Annotated in this window: 14 protein-coding genes; 5 read left to right on the top strand and 9 right to left on the bottom strand. The window is 41.6% G+C overall.

Annotation, left to right across the window (positions count from 1 at the left end; genetic code table 11):
- Nucleotides 1–108 precede the first annotated feature (108 nt).
- Nucleotides 109–2,136 carry an SUMF1/EgtB/PvdO family nonheme iron enzyme gene (locus C2M25_RS21320; protein ID WP_063699886.1) on the bottom strand — a complete coding sequence of 676 codons (2,028 nt, stop codon included), beginning with the start codon at nucleotides 2,134–2,136 and terminating at the stop codon, nucleotides 109–111.
- Between the two features lie 238 nt (nucleotides 2,137–2,374).
- On the opposite strand from C2M25_RS21320, the gene C2M25_RS21310 reads away from it, so the two are divergent.
- Nucleotides 2,375–3,274 (top strand): 1-aminocyclopropane-1-carboxylate deaminase/D-cysteine desulfhydrase, encoded by a 900-nt coding sequence (locus tag C2M25_RS21310; RefSeq protein WP_063699888.1) that lies wholly within the window; start codon nucleotides 2,375–2,377, stop codon nucleotides 3,272–3,274.
- Here the strand turns inward: C2M25_RS21310 and C2M25_RS21305 are convergent.
- The 4 genes from C2M25_RS21305 to C2M25_RS21290 all read right to left on the bottom strand — a co-directional run bounded on the left by C2M25_RS21305 (nucleotide 3,271) and on the right by C2M25_RS21290 (nucleotide 9,673).
- Nucleotides 3,271–4,971 (bottom strand): EAL domain-containing protein, encoded by a 1,701-nt coding sequence (locus C2M25_RS21305; protein WP_234003626.1) that lies wholly within the window; start codon nucleotides 4,969–4,971, stop codon nucleotides 3,271–3,273. The genes C2M25_RS21310 and C2M25_RS21305 overlap by 4 nt on opposite strands.
- A 310-nt stretch (nucleotides 4,972–5,281) precedes the next feature.
- Nucleotides 5,282–7,192 (bottom strand): methyl-accepting chemotaxis protein, encoded by a 1,911-nt coding sequence (locus tag C2M25_RS21300; protein ID WP_158679773.1) that lies wholly within the window; start codon nucleotides 7,190–7,192, stop codon nucleotides 5,282–5,284.
- 406 nt (nucleotides 7,193–7,598) lie between these two features.
- On the bottom strand, nucleotides 7,599–8,285 hold the full coding sequence (gene ssb, locus C2M25_RS21295) for a single-stranded DNA-binding protein (RefSeq protein WP_105182086.1): 687 nt from the start codon (nucleotides 8,283–8,285) through the stop codon (nucleotides 7,599–7,601).
- A gap of 20 nt (nucleotides 8,286–8,305) precedes the next feature.
- Nucleotides 8,306–9,673, bottom strand: coding sequence for an MFS transporter (locus C2M25_RS21290; protein ID WP_063699895.1), 1,368 nt, complete (start codon nucleotides 9,671–9,673; stop codon nucleotides 8,306–8,308).
- Between the two features lie 162 nt (nucleotides 9,674–9,835).
- On the opposite strand from C2M25_RS21290, the gene uvrA reads away from it, so the two are divergent.
- Both uvrA and C2M25_RS21280 read left to right on the top strand, forming a co-directional pair.
- Nucleotides 9,836–12,655: an excinuclease ABC subunit UvrA gene (gene uvrA, locus C2M25_RS21285; RefSeq protein ID WP_105182085.1), complete on the top strand. Its 2,820-nt coding sequence runs from the start codon at nucleotides 9,836–9,838 to the stop codon at nucleotides 12,653–12,655.
- A gap of 12 nt (nucleotides 12,656–12,667) precedes the next feature.
- On the top strand, nucleotides 12,668–13,723 hold the full coding sequence (locus C2M25_RS21280) for a hypothetical protein (RefSeq protein WP_105182084.1): 1,056 nt from the start codon (nucleotides 12,668–12,670) through the stop codon (nucleotides 13,721–13,723).
- 14 nt (nucleotides 13,724–13,737) lie between these two features.
- On the opposite strand, the gene C2M25_RS21275 is transcribed toward C2M25_RS21280, so the two are convergent.
- Nucleotides 13,738–13,983 (bottom strand): hypothetical protein, encoded by a 246-nt coding sequence (locus C2M25_RS21275; protein ID WP_105182083.1) that lies wholly within the window; start codon nucleotides 13,981–13,983, stop codon nucleotides 13,738–13,740.
- A gap of 277 nt (nucleotides 13,984–14,260) precedes the next feature.
- On the opposite strand from C2M25_RS21275, the gene C2M25_RS21270 reads away from it, so the two are divergent.
- Together C2M25_RS21270 and C2M25_RS21265 are read left to right on the top strand one after the other, a co-directional pair.
- Nucleotides 14,261–14,452 carry a hypothetical protein gene (locus C2M25_RS21270; RefSeq protein WP_063699902.1) on the top strand — a complete coding sequence of 64 codons (192 nt, stop codon included), beginning with the start codon at nucleotides 14,261–14,263 and terminating at the stop codon, nucleotides 14,450–14,452.
- Between the two features lie 55 nt (nucleotides 14,453–14,507).
- Nucleotides 14,508–15,401 carry a TraB/GumN family protein gene (locus C2M25_RS21265; RefSeq protein ID WP_105182082.1) on the top strand — a complete coding sequence of 298 codons (894 nt, stop codon included), beginning with the start codon at nucleotides 14,508–14,510 and terminating at the stop codon, nucleotides 15,399–15,401.
- A gap of 133 nt (nucleotides 15,402–15,534) precedes the next feature.
- Here the strand turns inward: C2M25_RS21265 and trpS are convergent, their stop codons facing one another.
- From trpS to rpe, 3 genes are read right to left on the bottom strand one after another with little or no spacing between them, the layout of a single operon-like run.
- Complete coding sequence (gene trpS, locus C2M25_RS21260) at nucleotides 15,535–16,539, bottom strand: tryptophan--tRNA ligase (RefSeq protein ID WP_054552798.1); 1,005 nt, start codon at nucleotides 16,537–16,539, stop codon at nucleotides 15,535–15,537.
- Nucleotides 16,540–16,590: 51 nt separating this feature from the next.
- Nucleotides 16,591–17,256: a phosphoglycolate phosphatase gene (locus C2M25_RS21255; protein WP_105182081.1), complete on the bottom strand. Its 666-nt coding sequence runs from the start codon at nucleotides 17,254–17,256 to the stop codon at nucleotides 16,591–16,593.
- Nucleotides 17,253–17,939, bottom strand: coding sequence for a ribulose-phosphate 3-epimerase (gene rpe / locus C2M25_RS21250; protein ID WP_105182080.1), 687 nt, complete (start codon nucleotides 17,937–17,939; stop codon nucleotides 17,253–17,255). Before rpe ends, C2M25_RS21255 begins: the two co-directional genes overlap by 4 nt.
- Between the last annotated feature and the right edge of the window lie 201 nt (nucleotides 17,940–18,140).

The following is an 18,140-nucleotide window of genomic DNA, read 5'->3' as shown; positions in this document are numbered from 1 at the left end:
CGTTCTTATACTAGCTGCTCTCACTCTATCATGCTAATCATGAAAAAGCGCAACTGCTTTAATTAAATTGCTAAAAAAGGAAGCATCCATTGCTTCCTTTTTAAATTCTTATCGTTCGCGTACTAAACGGAAACCGATATAGTTTGCACGAAAATCTGGCGCTAAGATTAAGCGCGTTGAAACGCGTGCTAGGCTAGGAGCAAAATTCCATGCACCGCCTCGAACAGCCACATCAGACTGTCCTGACTTTTTGTTAGTCCATTCCCACACATTACCTACTGTATCGTATAGGCCAAATGCGTTAGGAGAAAACGACCCTGTTGGTGCTGCGCTCTTGTTTGACCATTCGCTACCACACCAGCCACAGTTCGCTAGATTCTTACCAATTTCGTTACCCCAAGGGTATTCAGTTTCTTTACCTGCACGTGCAGCGTATTCCCACTCAACCTCGTTTGGTAAACGAAATAGCTGACCTGTTTGACCCGATAACCAATCTGCATACGCTTTGGCATCGTTATAAGTTAAACAAACCGCCGGAAAATCACTTTCTTGATCAAAGCCTGGGTTACGCCAGTTTAGAGTTGCTTCCCATACTGGTTCACCATTTAAGTAATACGCACAGCCGCGATCTTTTTCTGCTTCTGTTTTGTAGCCTGTATTCGCAACGAATTGCTCATACTCACCAACGCTCACTTCTTTGCTTTGCATTGCAAATGAACTTGCAATCGTTTTTTCTACTACTGGGCGCTCATTCGCTAAACCATTACCGTTAATATCACCCATTTTAAATTTACCAGCAGGGATAACCACAATGCTGGCAGAACTGGTTTTACTAACAATACTCGCAACAGGTGCTGTGACTGGTTGCTCTGGTACCGCAGTCACTTCTGCAACAACAGGTTCAGGCACTTTTACTAGGTTTGCATTAATGGTTTGTGCTTTACGCAGATCAATTCGCGCTTTGTAGCTTTTATAGCCACGTTTGCGAATTTCAATATCATGAAAACCTTTTGGTAATGATGTCGTTAACCTAGTTGCGCCATAGCTCACACCATCAATAAACACTTCGTCATCATAAACATTTGAGCGCAGTGTTATTTCAACCATTTTAGATTTTTTTAGATCAGGTAATGGTTCAACCTTTACTGGCTTTTTTACAGAGTAATCGCTTACTGGTTGTTCGCTCATACGCGAAACCGATACCACCTGGCTATTATCCTGAGAGTCACTGAATGTTAACTGACTATCAGAATATGTGGTGCCGTAGTTTGGCTGAAAGTTACCTGCCAGTGGCGAGCCATAATCTGCACAAAAACGGTTATCTAAATTAAGTAAGCTGCATAAACGGCTGCTGTTTACGTCACCGCGCATCGTCACACTTAAGTTAACGTTGTAGTTACCTTGGCCACTGAAAGCACTGTTCACTACATGACTACTTAAAATCTTAACTTGTGCACCAGCAAGGTTACGTTTTGGTTCAACTAAACGCTCTTCAGTTAAGTTAGCAAAAATTTGGTCTACAAAACGTTTAGTGGCTTTTTGTAAGCCCATTTGCTGACCACGCTGCTCACAGGCAGCAAGTGTTTCGGTGCGCTTACAGTTAATTGTGTGATTAACCTCTAACGTACCTTCACGCGTAAACTCATTACGTAAACGTTCAACACGTGCCGTTGCTAACTGCTCTTTTAAACTTTCTAAGGTGTTTAACTGGGTATGCTTTGATACACGAATTTGCTCGATATCTTTTCTATGCGAAGCAATTGCCGCCAATTGCATCGAAATATCATCTTTGTTTTGTTTATGATCAACCACCGCTTTTTGATAACGCGATTGTGCATTACTGATATCAAGCGTTGGGTCATCAATCAGTCGGCGATACATCTCGTTCATTGCATCTAGCGCTTGATTCTTTTCTTTGTCTAGCTCTGTTGAGCGGGCGCGCAATAATTCGAGTTGTTTTTGTAACTGACTTTCTTCTTTTAGGTGTTTTTCGAGGATTAGGGTCGAGTTATCGTATTCGGCTTGTTTTTTACTGATCTCTGATTCAATGCCAGTTACCGTAGCAGTATCTTGTGCAAATGCACTAGTTGCTAGCAAACTAACTGAAATTAACAGAGATAAAGGAGCAATTCGCATATATTCCATTCCCAAAAAGCGGCAATTATTTGGTCATTATTATTTTTTTATAATTAAACTCTTATGCTATGTACTTGCAAGGCAAAACACAAGCTTTGTTCAATTATTATCTGAGTTTACCTCTATTACCTTAGTTGATGCCAGTAAATAACAAAATCATTTTAGTTTAATTGACTAATTTCTATCTGTATGACGACTTTGCTACAATTAGGCGTGTTTTTTTACTAAAAATGATGCCGTGAATAGTTCTTTTGAGTCACCAGTACAAACAATTCATCACCCCTTATTAGCTGCGCGTAAAATTCAGCTTAGCATCAAGCGGGATGATCTAATTCATCCGCAAATTAGTGGTAATAAATGGCGTAAGCTCAAATTTAACTTAGATGCGATGCAGCAACAGGGTAAATCTGAATTACTCACTTTTGGGGGGGCATTTTCAAATCATATTCATGCCACAGCGACAGCGGGTAAACTATTTGGCTTTAAAACCCACGGTATTATTCGCGGCCCAGAGCTAGACGAAGCCAACCCAACACTCCACTACGCAAAGCAATGCGGTATGAGCTTACACCCGGTTAACCGTATAACTTACCGACTAAGGCACGACCAAGCTTATTTAGCGCAGTTACAAGCGCAATTCCCCAATGCTTACATATTGCCAGAAGGCGGCACTAACGCTGCTGCGCTTTTAGGCTGCAAAGAATTAGCGCAAAGCTTGCCAAGTTGTGACGTGATTGCTTGCCCAACCGGTAGTGGCGGCACATTAGCGGGGTTAATTGAAGGCGCACCGCAGCATACAAAGCTGTTAGGTGTCGCAGTGTTAAAGCAAGCGGACTATTTAATAGAAGAAATTAAGCTGCTCAGCAATAAAGCTAAACAACAACAAAACTGGCAACTGTTATGTGATTTTCATGATGGCGGCTACGGAAAATTTAGCGATGATTTATGGCAGTTTTGCCAAACCTTTAGCAAGCAACACGCAATCCCTCTTGAACCTATTTACAGCGGTAAAATGCTCTATGCCGTATGGCAACTTATAGAGCAAGGTTACTTTGCTGAAAGAACGCACATCATTGCGGTTCATACTGGCGGACTACAGGGGTTAGATGGCTTGAAATACCGAGGCCTCATTGACTAACTATAAGGCGTAATATCCGCCAATTTTTGTAATGGCTCGGCAAAGTAAAAACCTTGAGCTGCAATGACACCTAGGTTTTTTAAAGTCGCTAGCTCGTTCTGAGTTTCTACTCCAACTGCATAAACAGGAAAGTTTAACTCAGTGCCTTTGTTGATTATCTGCTTAACCATCTTTTGCTGCTGCGTGTTGGTGTCAATATTGTGGATCAGCTCAAAAGCCAACTTAATACTGCATACATTTTTAATATCTTTGTAGGTCGCTAAATGCTCAGCAGTGCGCACATTATCAATGACAATGCCTGCCGACAGTTTTTCTAAACACTCGAACTGCTCACTGAGCTTTTTGTGCTGTTTTAAATAATCGTCTTCGCTGAGTTCAAACTGCAGTTTTTCTGCACTATTAAAATCGACCATTTGTTGTTTAAACCATTCCCAAAACTCGTCATTAAACCAATTCATTGCGTGCAAGTTTATACTCACAGTCAACGGGCCTGATTCGTTTTTCAGCATTTTCTTCACTTGAGAAATGACAGTTTGGTCCAATAACAAGACATCTTTTTTACTGCTCATATGAGGAATAAAATGCCGAGCCGCAAGCAAGCCTAAGCTCTTGTGACGAATACGGATCAACGCCTCATGCTGTAAAATATCGCCGGTTTGTAAGTCGAACAAAGGTTGAAAAAACAACATAAAGTGCTTTTTCTTTATGTACTCAAAAAGGTGTTCTTTACTATCTGCGAGCATACTTGACTGCGTATGCCCAAAAGGCAAGCGATGAATATGCTGCCAAGCGCTTTGTTTAGCCAGTGCTAATGCCGATTTAGTAAGCTGATAAACTACCGCCTGATCAGCTCCCGTACGGTAATTACACACGCCTATTTTAATATCCGATCGCGACAAGTCACTACGGTAGTTTAAACAGGCTTGATAAATAACCTGATGTAATCGCTTGGTGTATTTATCAACTTCTGTGGCAGGCACATTGTTTAATGTCACAGCAACGCCACCCGATGGCAGTAATTTAACAGAGCGATTTACTAGCTCACCAAATCCCTTTGCTATGACTAATTTAAAGTAATTATCAACGTCGAGATTAGCAGGAAATGGATTTTTCCAAAAAAACAGTGCAAACAAATGATTGTAGTTAGTTGGCACACCATACAAAATATTTAAATCTTGATGACCTAAAGGTTTTGGTGGGGCTATTTTCTTTGCCGCCAACTGAGTGCCCAAAGGCTCAAATGGTTTAATAACTGGTTTTTCAACCACCGCTAACTGCTTGAACATTTTTTTCCACCAGCGGAAACCCCAATACCCAGTGCCAAGCAATATTAGATTCAAGAACAAAAATAAGTGACTTTCAACCAGCCAAGAAGGCCAATGAAACAAGCGCAGATTAACCGTTTTATAGCTAAACACCTCTTGCTCAAGGTTAATAAAATTTGCAAAGTTATGTGGCACATCACTGGCACTCATTGCAAAGCCTTGGCTCTTTACCAAGGTCGCAATAATATCTTGCGAAGCAATCGGGTCGAGATTTAATTCATACACTTGCTTTGCAAGCTCAGTACCTGTGCGATGAACTTTATCGTGCAACACATCACTTAAGAAAATATTAAAAACAACTAATAGCAAAAACGCGGCCGCCACATAAATGGCCTCCGGTTGCTTTATTTGTGAAGTTAAGTCTTGTTTCATTTCACAGGTTAGTTGCCCAAACATACACAAAGTGTTGTTCAAGAACCCCATAAATACAAGGCTGCAGGGCGATTAAAAGCAATTTCAGAATTATCCTAGAACTAACGCTGTCAAAAGTTTTGTAATTTTAAACACCTAGCAAAAAGGGTTAATGATAATTATTTTGTAACCAGCAAAGTCCACCTTAAAGGAGTAGCAACAAAGTTTGAGTTATTAATAAAGCCAACACATGGGCTGGCTTTAAATCTTACCAATTACTTTCAGAGGGATATTAATAATACTGACGCAGCAGTTCAGTTAGTCTTGCTTTCTAATTAACTTTGAACATATTGACGGCATTAGAGGTTCTTTGTTGGGCATTTTCTAAATCAACGATAAGCTTTGAAAGTAACGTTAATTCATTTTGCACATCATGCATATTTGCCGTTATATCCTGACTTGCTTTGCTTGCTTCTTCAGCAAGTTGGCTTTGCAATTCAATCGCGTCTGACACCGTGTTTGTTTGCCTGCTCACATCGCTGATATTGTCAGTTAAAATATCAATGTTTGTTAACGCTTTCTCGCTATTATCACTGACCATTTGCGTTGATTCAGAGGTATTTTCCATGTACACCTGCAACTGCTGAACTTGCTGTTTTATATCATCTAATACAGAAGATATTTCAGATGTTGAGGCCTGACTGCGTGTAGCTAGACCACGCACTTCATCAGCAACCACTGCAAAGCCACGGCCTTGCTCTCCTGCCCTAGCAGCCTCTATTGCTGCATTAAGAGCCAGTAAATTAGTCTGTTCTGCAATGCTCGAAATCGTATCAAGCACAGATTGAATACTATTAGTCTTGGCACTTAAGGCATCCGATTGCTCATGCGCTTGCTGGATCAAATCTGACAACGAACTAATACTTGCTTTATTCTTGCCAATAATTTGCTTGGTGCTTGCGGATAAATCATTGGCTTTTGTGGTGTTTTTAGAACTCTCTTCCGCAGATACCGCGATTTGTTCAATCTGGCTATATAACCTTGTGAAGTTATCGTGCAACGTTGTCGTTGTTGAGTTGATATTTTCAACACGTACAGACAGCTCTTTAGCAAACGAGATTAACGACTTAACACTGGATTCACTGGTGTTATTTGCTTGCTGAACTTGCCTAATTAAATCAGTAAGCGCATCGACAAGTTCATCAACACTTCTGGAAATTGCACCAATTTCATCACTTGAATTATCGTTAATTCTTACTCCCAAATCATGGCTCGTGGCGATGTTACCAATAACATCTCGCACCCTCGTTACTTTTCTAGCCAGCGACTTAATAACGAATAATCCAAACGCGAGGAACAAACCAATAAGAATAATGGCAAAGCCAGTTGTGGCATATACCGCTGTATTTGCGCTACTGCGGCTATGCTCTATGAGCGCTTCTAGGTTTTGCTGCTTTTGCAGAATATGCTTGCGGATCTTGCCTATTAACTCGGTCGACTGAGCAAACCAATCTGCTGGCGTTGGATAGTTTTGGGCTAATTCGCCGCTTTCTTGGTTAAGTTTTTCAACAATGCTTTTTACATCTTGATAAATTTGTGAGTTAGTCAATTCTGCTAACCACTTTTGATCCGCTTCATCTGTAAGTGTTAAAGAAAGCAGAAACAAGGTTTCTTCAATGTTGTGAAAATAGCTTCTGATAAGCACTTGATTACTTTCAGAAATAGACTTGGAAGATAAAACGCCATTCACTTTACCTCTCACCTGCCCCAGTCTTTCCTTTAATAAAGACATTTCGACTATCGCAAGACCAGACGCAATCGCTTCACTTTGTTTGACCTGCGAAACGCGTCGGTTAGCCACATCAAGCATGAACTTGTTTGAATCTGAATAAACAACAAATGCATGTTGACCTTGTTGCTTATCGACGCTCTCCCTAAGCGTTGTGATCACTTCATGTTTCGCCAATACGGCTTTGAATAATGTTGATGAAAGCTTTTGTTCTTGGGTATAGCGAGCAAATTTATTAAACGCTTTATCGACTACTGAACGCTGCTGAGCAACACGCTCTTTATTTTGACTGTAGCCCGAGCCGATGAGACCAGCCGTTAACCCCCGTTCAACTGCCGTTTCGTGAGCTATCTCATCAACCATCAAAGCTTCACGTATAAAGACAGCATCCTTCTCAACGGTGCTTTTTCTAGCCAGTGACTCATTAATAACAGTATAAGAAGCTGCAATCATGACAACCAAAGCAAAAGCGATAACCGCTGCTAGCGCCTGTTGAAAACTTATCTTCCTTAAAAATTGCATAGTTAATAGAAAAGTAGTGGGTTAGGGTTTTATAAATTTAGACCAGGTTTTAAATATAGCCAATTCGGACTACCAACTTGCTTTTATACCAACCCGCTTAATTAAGTAGTCTATTTTGAGGCAATAAAACCTCGTTGATAACAAGGCAAAAATTTCGTTATTTAGTTGTTCTAAATGAGAAATTTTTAACGCAGTTAGCGATAGGTTTAATCCCTCAAAATGATTAAGTATTATTGCGGGTTGGTATTAGATTAAGCATTAATTCTAACACATAAAAAAGCCCCGCTAATGCGGGGCTTCTTAAAAACTAATTATACAGCTTTTGCTATGTCACCAATTAGAACGGGATATCGTCGTCAAAGTCGATAGGTGGTTCCATTGGGTTTGATGCGCCGCCTTGTGGTGCATTTTGTGGCTTAGGTGCAAAACCGCCTTGTTGAGGCGCACTGTTTTGCTGCTGACCATAGCCGCCACCGTATTGGTTATTGCTTTGCTGAGGTGCAGATTGTTGCTGCGGGCGCTGTTGTTGCGCAGGTGCAGACTGCTGCTGTGGCGCATAGCTATTATTGTTGCTTTGCTGCATTTGCTGGCCAGAACCGTAGCCGCCACTTTGTTGTTGGCCACCTTGGTAACCGCCTTGTGATTGACCACCTTGATAGCCGCCACCTTGTTGCTCACCACGACCGCCTAACATTTGCATTTGACCGCCCATGTCTACCACGATTTCTGTAGTGAATTTTTCTTGGCCTGATTGATCAGTCCATTTACGTGTTTGTAGGCGACCTTCAATGTAAACTTGTGAACCTTTACGAAGATACTCACCAGCAACTTCTGCTAGTTTGCCGAACAACACAACACGGTGCCATTCAGTACGCTCTTGCATTTGCCCTGTGTTTTTATCTTTCCAGCTATCTGTCGTAGCAATGCTGATATTCGCTACGCCATTGCCATTAGGCATATAACGTACTTCTGGATCTTGGCCTAAATTACCAACCAAGATAACTTTGTTCACACCGCGTGCCATGGAACTTCTCCTATAAAACGTTAGATTAAACCAGCCACTTTGCGTGCTTGGTCTAGGTCAAATTCTTTATCATTAATCTTTAAATAGCTGCGATTTTCATCACAGACAACCGTTGCTTCAATTACGCCCGGTAAAGCAACAAGACGAGAAGCAAGCGCTTGTGCCTGCTGCTCTGAACTTAATTCAGTCATTAAGCTAATTATTTTACTTCTTGGTGGGACTTGCATATTCCAAGCAAGGATAAGCCATATTACCCCAACAAGTGCCGCCGCCGCAAACACTGCTTGCGCACTTAATGCTTGAGCAACGTAACCTCCTAATAAACCACCTAAAAAGGCACCAAAAAACTGTGTTGATGAAAATACGCCCATCGCAGAGCCTTTCTGGTTTGCAGGAGCAATACGTGACACAAGTGCAGGCATGGTTGCTTCTAAAAAGTTAAAAGCAATAAAGTAAACCAGCATACAAATACCAATACCAATCACTGAATCAACCCATAACGACATTGCTAGCATGCTTAAAACAAGCAGCGCGATTGAGCCAATAAACGCTTGTTTTTCTTTTTCTTTACGAATCGCCACAATCATCATAGGCGCCATTAAGAAAAACGCTAAAAACAGCACAGGAATATATAAATACCAATGGTGGTCTGCAACTAAGCCATCTTTGATAAGCTGACCTGGTAAGGCGACAAATACAGTGGTTAATGTCAGGTGCAGCAGCATTACACCAAAATCAAGGCGTGCTAATTGCGGGTGTTTAATCAGTTGTTTAATGTCATCTAAGGTTGCGAGCGTATCCCCTTTTGGGGCTTTACTTACCGCATTAGGAACTAAAAATAACACGATTAGAATACCTAAAATGGCAAGCCCTGCGGTGAGCCAAAATACCCCAGCGACTCCCCACGATGCAGCAACAATTGGCCCTAGTAACATAGCAACAGCAAAGCTCATACCGATACACATACCAATCACGGCCATAACTTTAGGGCGTTGCTCATCACGGCTTAGATCAGAAGCCAGCGCTAATAATGCACTGGCAATCGCGCCCATACCTTGCAAGGCGCGTCCAAGCGTGACCATTTGAACAGACTCAGCAGTTGCCGCAATCACTGAACCAAGAGCAAACATACAAAGGCCACCAATAATCACTTTTTTGCGGCCAATTTTATCAGACAACCACCCCATCGGTATTTGTAACACCGCTTGCGTTAAACCGTAGGCACCAATAGCAAAGCCAATCCAAAGCGGCGAAAACCCTTCTAGTTGCTGACCATAAATCGCCAATACTGGCATCAGCATAAATAGGCCAAGCATACGGAATGCAAAGACGCTCGCCAACGAAACGGCAGCGCGTTTTTCTCGAGAGTTGAGTGAAGATGCTGTCATGAATTACTGATCTTGCTGTCTATTAAAATTTGAGCGTGGATTCTACCACAAGCGAAAACTAAATAATCACCTGTAAGCGATGATTTTTTCTTTGATCAAGGATTAATCTTATCGCGTATTATGAGATACTGAAAAAATAATTAGGTAATAAAACGAGATAGCATGGAAAACATTGAAGTCCGAGGCGCCCGTACGCACAATTTAAAAGACATCAGCCTAACCATTCCCCGTGATAAGCTGATAGTTATCACTGGCCTATCTGGTTCAGGGAAATCGTCTTTAGCGTTTGATACTTTGTACGCAGAAGGGCAACGTCGTTATGTTGAATCATTGTCAGCGTATGCAAGACAGTTCTTATCGCTGATGGAAAAACCCGATGTTGATCACATTGAAGGTTTATCACCTGCTATCTCTATTGAGCAGAAATCGACGTCGCATAACCCGCGTTCAACGGTCGGTACCATCACCGAGATTTACGATTACCTACGTTTATTATTTGCCCGTGTTGGTGAGCCTCGCTGCCCTACTCACGATTTACCGCTTGCAGCACAAACGATCAGCCAAATGGTCGATACCGTTTTAGCGCTTCCTGAAGGAAGTAAGCTAATGTTGTTAGCACCGGTGGTAAAAGACCGTAAAGGTGAGCATGTTAAGCTGCTTGAGCAACTAGCAAGCCAAGGTTTTATTCGCGCACGTATCGATGGCGAAGTCTGTGACTTATCAGATCCACCGACCCTTGAGCTTCATAAAAAGCATACGATTGAAGTTGTGGTTGACCGCTTTAAAGTTAAAGATGGCCAACAACAGCGTTTAGCTGAATCATTCGAAACAGCCCTTGAGCTATCATCTGGTATTGCCCATGTAGCGGCAATGGACGATTCACTCAGCGAAGACATGCTGTTTTCTGCTAATTTTGCCTGCCCAACGTGTGGCTATGCAATGAGTGAACTTGAGCCGCGTTTATTCTCGTTTAACAACCCTGCGGGTGCGTGTCAAAGCTGTGATGGTCTAGGTGTGCGTCAGTATTTTGATCCAAACCGTGTTGTGCAAAATCCAGAGCTAAGCCTATCGGGTGGTGCAATTAAAGGTTGGGACAAACGTAGCTTTTATTACTTCCAAATGCTGCAAGCTGTCGCTGAGCATTATAAGTTTGACCTAGAAGTGCCTTTCCAAGAACTTGGTAAAGATGCGCAAAAGGTGATTCTTGAAGGTTCAGGTAAAACTAAAATTGCCTTTAATTACCGTAACGACCGTGGTGATTTAATTACACGTAACCATGAGTTTGAAGGCGTTTTAAATAATATGAATCGCCGCTACCGTGAAACAGAGTCAAACTCAGTGCGCGAAGAGCTTGCAAAATACCAAACAAGCCAAGCGTGTCCGAGCTGCCATGGCTCTCGATTACGCGAAGAAGCTCGCCATGTATTTATAGGCCAAACCAATCTACCAGCAATCACCACGATGAGTATTGGTGAAAGCATGGCATTTTTTGATGGTTTAAATCTAACAGGCCAGCGCGCCCAAATTGCCGATAAGATCCTTAAAGAAATTCGTGACCGTTTATCTTTCTTAATTAATGTAGGCCTTAATTATTTATCGCTTGAGCGAAGTGCCGACACCCTGTCTGGCGGTGAAGCGCAGCGTATTCGTTTAGCAAGTCAAATTGGTGCAGGTCTGGTTGGTGTAATGTATGTACTGGATGAGCCATCAATTGGTTTGCACCAACGCGACAACGACCGCTTACTAAAAACCCTTATTCACTTACGTGATTTGGGCAACACGGTCATTGTGGTTGAGCATGACGAAGATGCCATTCGTGCTGCGGATCATATTATCGATATCGGCCCAGGAGCAGGTGTTCATGGCGGTCATGTTATTGCACAAGGTACCCATGAAGATATTCTTGCCAGCAAAGATTCAATCACGGGTCAGTACCTTTCTGGTGAGAAGAAAATTGAAGTACCAGCGACTCGCCATCAAACCAACGACAAATGGCTTGAGCTATTTGGTGCCACAGGTAACAACTTAAAGAACGTTGATTTACGTATTCCATTTGGCTTAATGACCTGTATCACTGGTGTGTCAGGCTCAGGTAAATCGACACTTATCAACGACACTTTATTTAAACTGGCTCATACCGAGTTAAATGGCGCAACGACCGCTGAAGCGGCCCCGTATAAGTCAATCAAGGGTCTAGATCATTTTGATAAAGTGATTGATATTGACCAAAGCCCTATTGGCCGTACTCCGCGCTCAAACCCTGCCACTTACACCGGTATTTTTACTGGTATTCGTGAGCTATTTGCAGGCACTCAAGAAGCCCGTTCGCGTGGCTATAAAGTCGGTCGCTTTAGCTTTAACGTTAAAGGTGGCCGTTGTGAGGCTTGCCAAGGCGATGGGGTGATCAAGGTAGAAATGCACTTTTTACCCGATGTGTATGTACCTTGTGATGTGTGTAAAGGTCAGCGCTACAATCGCGAAACCCTCGAAGTACAGTACAAAGGTAAAAACATTCACCAAGTACTCGAAATGACCGTTGAAGATGCCCGTGAATATTTTGATAAAATTCCGGCCATTGCACGTAAACTGCAAACTTTAATGGATGTTGGCTTGTCGTATATTCGCTTAGGTCAAGCAGCTACTACCCTTTCGGGTGGTGAAGCACAGCGTGTGAAACTGGCTCGCGAACTTTCAAAGCGCGATACCGGTAAAACGCTGTATATCCTTGATGAACCAACTACGGGTTTACACTTTGCTGATATTCAGCAATTATTAGTAGTACTTCACCGCTTACGCGATCACGGTAATACCATTGTTGTTATTGAGCATAACCTTGATGTGATTAAAACTGCTGACTGGATTGTCGATTTAGGCCCAGAAGGTGGTTCAGGCGGTGGTGAAATTTTAATTTCTGGTACACCTGAAGACGTCGCCGATTGTGAGCGCTCACACACGGGAAGATACTTAAAACCATTACTATAAAAAGGATATTGCGTGCGTAGGTATTTAAAAATTGCAAAATGGCGCGCTAATAAACAGTTTCAACAACAGCAACGTAGCTGGCAGCCTCATAAAACAAGGCTGGTTGAACGATTACAAGCCATTTGGTTTAACTTAAGTACCGCACAAAAGCTCTACCTTTTAGCATTAAGCAGCCTGATTGTTCTGCAATCGGGCTGGCTAAGTGCCACCATCACTATCATTGCGCTTGTTATTGAGTTTTGGCCCAAGTTTAACCAGCTTTGGCACTCTCTTGCTGGCAAAGCACTGATTTTAATCTTCTATGCCAGTATCGCTAATTTTGTCTTGGCCGGTGCGAGCGGCATAGTTAATGATGTGACTCATGTCTCTTCCAGTCATTTTAACTACACACATAACTTTGCTACCCTGTTGTATTTACCACCCTGGGCAATGGGAATAACCCTAGGTACTTTATTGTTATTTCAACTTTTTTTGCCTTTCTACATTTTTATCTTGTTGCTGATAAAGCCATTCGGCTCTGAGCGAGTTAAATTTATTAGTCAAAGCTATTCGCCGCTGTTAACCGCTATTGTGCGCTTTGTTTTAGCGTCAGTGGTCTTTATTAACCTGATTTCGTTTCTTGATGATAAGCCCCCTGAAGAAGTGCTCGACAACATGGTCAGTACCTTTCTCGATAGCAAAGTCATTGCCAAAGAATCCGGTGAAGAGCAGCAAAAAGCGGTCGAAGAACTCGGTGAAAAGCTCGAGCAACAACTGCCTGAAAATAAAGAAAGCTCAGCTCCAAGCCAAGACGTAGATATAAAAGGTGACAGCGAAACCGCCGAAAACCTTCGCCAGTTTTTAGATACCAAAGGTTACTTTGAACGCAGCAAACGTTTAATTGCGATGTTTGCTTACAGCTTTGAAGCCGATAGTTATTCACGCTGTTTAAAAGCAGAAAACAGTAAAGCCGTTGAGCTGAATGATTACGAAATAGTACAAGTAACCCCAGATCACAATGCCGAATATGGCTATCGATTTGAAGTGATTGCGTGTGACTCACCTGGTGTCACTCCAGTAGCAAAGTAACGCAGCAATCAATACTACTCGCTTGGCTTACTGCGCTTTTCTCTAATGACATGAAATATGGAAAGCCCAATAAAGCCAAAGCAAACTAAGGCGATTACTAAGTTGGGTATAAAAATAAGCAGCATTGTTGCGTCATAGCCGACCTTTGCGAAAGCTGCGCAAAGGCTACCAATAATAAGTTCAGTTAAAATTAGTTCCCATTCTAATGAGCTATTCGCTGCCACTGTTTTAGTCGCATAATGTTTTACTTTAAAGCCCATAGCAAAACCTACCAGTTCCTATTTTGATACACCTACACAAGCATCAAAATACACAGCCTCAAAATAATAGGCTTTAAAACCTTATTTCACTCCGTAAGAATTAGACATAAAACACTGAAATAAAACAAATTAAAATTTTAAAACCTTATAAATAAATCGCTTAGAACTAGATAAGCGACTCTATGTAAATTCCTCGCTATTGTAGTTTCCATCAACGGGCTACCAACCAATTTTGCTTCGCTGATAAAACTAATCAACCAATGAAAGGAATTAAATTATGACTAACTCAGTATTAAAAATGATGTCACTTTTAGCTGTCACTGCAATCATTATTACATCGCCTAATACCTTACTTAATACGCAAGGTGCTCAAAAACTAAATCAGCAATTAGAGACTTCTATCGAAGCGTCTATTGAGCAAATGAACAATAAAATTGATTTGCAAATTGAGCAACAACTCAATAAGTAATCGTTGGCTTGCTCAGAGTGCTGAGCAAGCTTCTTTCAATTAACAGGCGTAAATAATGAAAACACTGACTCGACACTTTCTCATCTCATCAGTTGCTGCATCTGGCTTATTAACAAGTGGGTTTGGCGCTGCTAAAAGTGCTGTTTGGCAGGTAAGTAAAGGCGATGACTATATTTACATTGCAGGTTCAATTCATATTTTGCCTCCAAAAGAGCTACCACTCCCAGTAGAATTTAATCAGGCTTATAAACAAGTAGATACCTTAGTACTTGAAGCCGATGTACCTGCACCAAGCGATAGTTCGGCACAGCTCACAATGCTAAAAACGCTTAGCTACCAAGCAGGTGAAACATTAAGTAGCAAGCTAACAGCAAAAGTGAAGCAGCAGTTAGAAGAGCAGCTAAACCGTTACGGTATGAAACTGAGTGAGTTCGATAGCTTTCGCCCATTTTTGGTAAGTTTGTTAATGACGTCATTAGAATTACAAAAGCAATCACTACTAGGTGAAGGTGTCGACAGCTACCTAACTAAATTAGCAAAACAAGATGATAAAGAGTTGGCTTTCCTTGAAACCTTAGCGTTTCAATTACACCTATTTAAGCAATTAGGTAGCCAAGACGAAAGTGCCTTTATTGAATCACAATTAGCGCAAATATCTCACTATCAGCATCATTATGCTGCCCTGCTTGATGCATGGCGACATGGCGATATGCAGGCAATGAATACACTCACTATTATGCCGCTCAAAGAGCATGATCTACTCACCTATAACATGCTAATTAAGCAGCGTAATTTAACCTGGCTTAGCAAGATAGAGCGCTATTTTACTAATCATCAAAAAGAGCTGGTGCTTGTTGGCGCAGCCCACTTGGCCGGTGACGATAGCTTGTTAGGCTTACTAAAAAATAAAGGCTATGCAATTAAACAGTTGAACACAGATGAGGAATAAGAAAATGGAAAAAACAGACAAAACCGCTGCTGCACTTATCTGTTTGTTTACAGTATTAATCGTGCTTAGTTTTTAATAGCTAAAAAAATACCGCTTTATAGCGGTATTTTTATTTCAATTATTTGCTGAAAGCTTACGGGCGAGGGATAAAACCTACCGCATCGTACACAGCTTTTAATGTTTTCTCAGCGCGAATACTCGCCTTTTCAGCACCTGATTTCATGATGCTATCAAGCAATGATTGATCTTCACGAATCTCTTTAAAGCGCGCTTGGATTGGCTCAATCATATTAACAACCGCTGCTGCGGTGTCTTTTTTCAGGTGACCATACATTTTGTCTTCATATTCAGGTACTAAGTCTTCAATTGAGCGCTTAGTTGCAACTGATAATAAAGTAAGTAGGTTAGATACACCTGGTTTTTCTTCACGATCAAAGTAGATACGCGCTTGCTCGTCTGAATCGGTTACTGCTTTTTTCAGTTTCTTTTCAATCTTCTTCGGCTCATCCAATAACATGATGTAACCGTTTGGATTTTCATCTGACTTAGACATTTTCTTCAGCGGATCTTGTAAGCTCATTACACGTGCGCCAAACTCTGGAATGTACGGCTCAGGTAGTTTGAACACGTCACCGTATAGGTTGTTAAAACGTGTTGCGATATCACGTGTTAATTCAAGATGTTGCTTTTGATCTTCACCCACTGGCACTTGATCTGCTTGATATAACAAGATATCAGCTGCTTGCAGCACTGGGTAAGAGAATAAACCCACATTCACGTTATTCGCATGCTTAGATGACTTATCTTTGAACTGCGTCATACGATTAAGCTCACCCATTTGCGCGTAACAGTTTAATACCCAGCTTAGCTGTGCATGTTCTGGTACTTGAGATTGTACAAATAACGCCGCTTTCTCTGGGTCAATACCACATGCAGCATATAGCGCAATACCGTCAAGAACGCGCGAACGTAATTGCTCTGGATCTTGGCGTACCGTAATGGCATGTAAATCAACTAACATAAAGAAACTTTCGTGGTCTTCCTGTAGCTTAAGCCACTGGTTAATAGCGCCAACATAGTTGCCTATTGTCATACCACCGGTTGGCTGAATGCCACTTAACACTACTGGTTTACTCATGATGTTCCTTTATATTTTTTACTAAACTAAAAAGACGAAATTAAAATGCACTTACCTTTGGGTAAGAACGGGTATTATATCTAAGAAATTCTCGCAGAGGTACTCTGGATTGAAATCAGCGAGGTTTTCACCTTGGTTATAGCCATAACCAAGCGCGACAACGTCAACATTTGCAGCTTTTGCTGCCAAAATATCACTTTTTGAATCGCCAATCATAACCGCTTTTTCAGGGCTGACATCTAATTGCTGACAAGCAAATTGCAATGGTTCTGGTGAAGGTTTCTTAGCCATATCATCGCCACAGACAATAAACTGAAAATGACTAGTCAGTGACAGTTTATCAAGTAACTTTTCGGTAAAACGGCGCGCCTTATTGGTGATCACCACTTTAGGAATACCAGCAAGTGCAGCAAGCCCCGTTTCTACATGCTGATAAAGCGCGCTGTAGTCACCTACAACTTGGTCATAGTGCTGATAAAATAAATTAATAGCGCGCTCTGCAAGGGCTTCATCTAAATGCTCACTAACTTGCATATCGCCACTCAACCCACGTTTAACAAGCGTTTCTATACCATTACCGACCCAGCTCTCAACGAGCTTTTGTGTAACAACCGGAAATGCGAGGTCAGTTAGAGTCAGATTCATCGCAATGTATAAATCATAAACACTGTCGACTAGGGTGCCGTCTAAATCAAAAAATGCTGCATCGTATTTCATGATTCAACCTTTGCCAGTTCGCTACGCATCGCATCGATAACGGCTTTGTAATCTGGTTGATTGAAAATTGCAGAGCCAGCAACAAACATATCAGCGCCCGCATCTGCAATTTCAGCAATGTTATTAACACCAACACCACCGTCAACCTCTAGTCGAATATTACGACCTGAATCATCAATAATTTTACGCGCTTGGCGAAGCTTTTCGAGCGTATGCGGAATAAAACTTTGACCACCAAAACCAGGGTTAACCGACATTAATAGCACCACATCAACTTTATCGAGCACATGCTCAAGGTAGCTAAGGCTGGTCGCAGGATTAAATACAAGCCCTGCTTGGCAACCGCTGTCTTTTATAAGCTGTAAGGTACGGTCAATATGCTCACTTGCTTCAGGGTGAAAGCTAATAATAGAAGCGCCCGCTTCAGCGAAGTCGGGAATTAGGCGATCGACAGGTTTCACCATAAGATGCACATCAATCGGTGCTGTGACACCGTAATCGCGCAGTGCCTTACAAATCATCGGGCCAAAAGTTAGGTTTGGCACATAATGGTTATCCATTACATCAAAATGTACAACGTCTGCCCCACTTGCTAATACACGATCAACATCTTCACCTAAACGGGCAAAGTCAGCTGATAAAATAGAAGGGGCTATTAAATACTTTTGTAATGTTTCCAACATGAGAGATTCCATCATAATTTGCGACTGCAAGAAGAGCGCATAATGTAACCCAATCGACAGCTGATTAAAACACCACAGCAGGTTGTTAGAATGCGATAGAGAGAAGCTAATCCTTTTAGCCTATTGAATTTAAGGTGAATTAATCAAAAGTTGAGCTAAAACTCTATTAATCAAGATGTAACAATACATGCATATGAAACA

Origin of the sequence: Pseudoalteromonas sp. T1lg21 (assembly GCF_002964625.1) — a bacterium.
Taxonomy (GTDB): Bacteria; Pseudomonadota; Gammaproteobacteria; order Enterobacterales; family Alteromonadaceae; genus Pseudoalteromonas; species Pseudoalteromonas gelatinilytica.
Note: the sequence above shows the minus strand (reverse complement) of the source record. Positions and strands in the feature narration are given on the sequence as shown.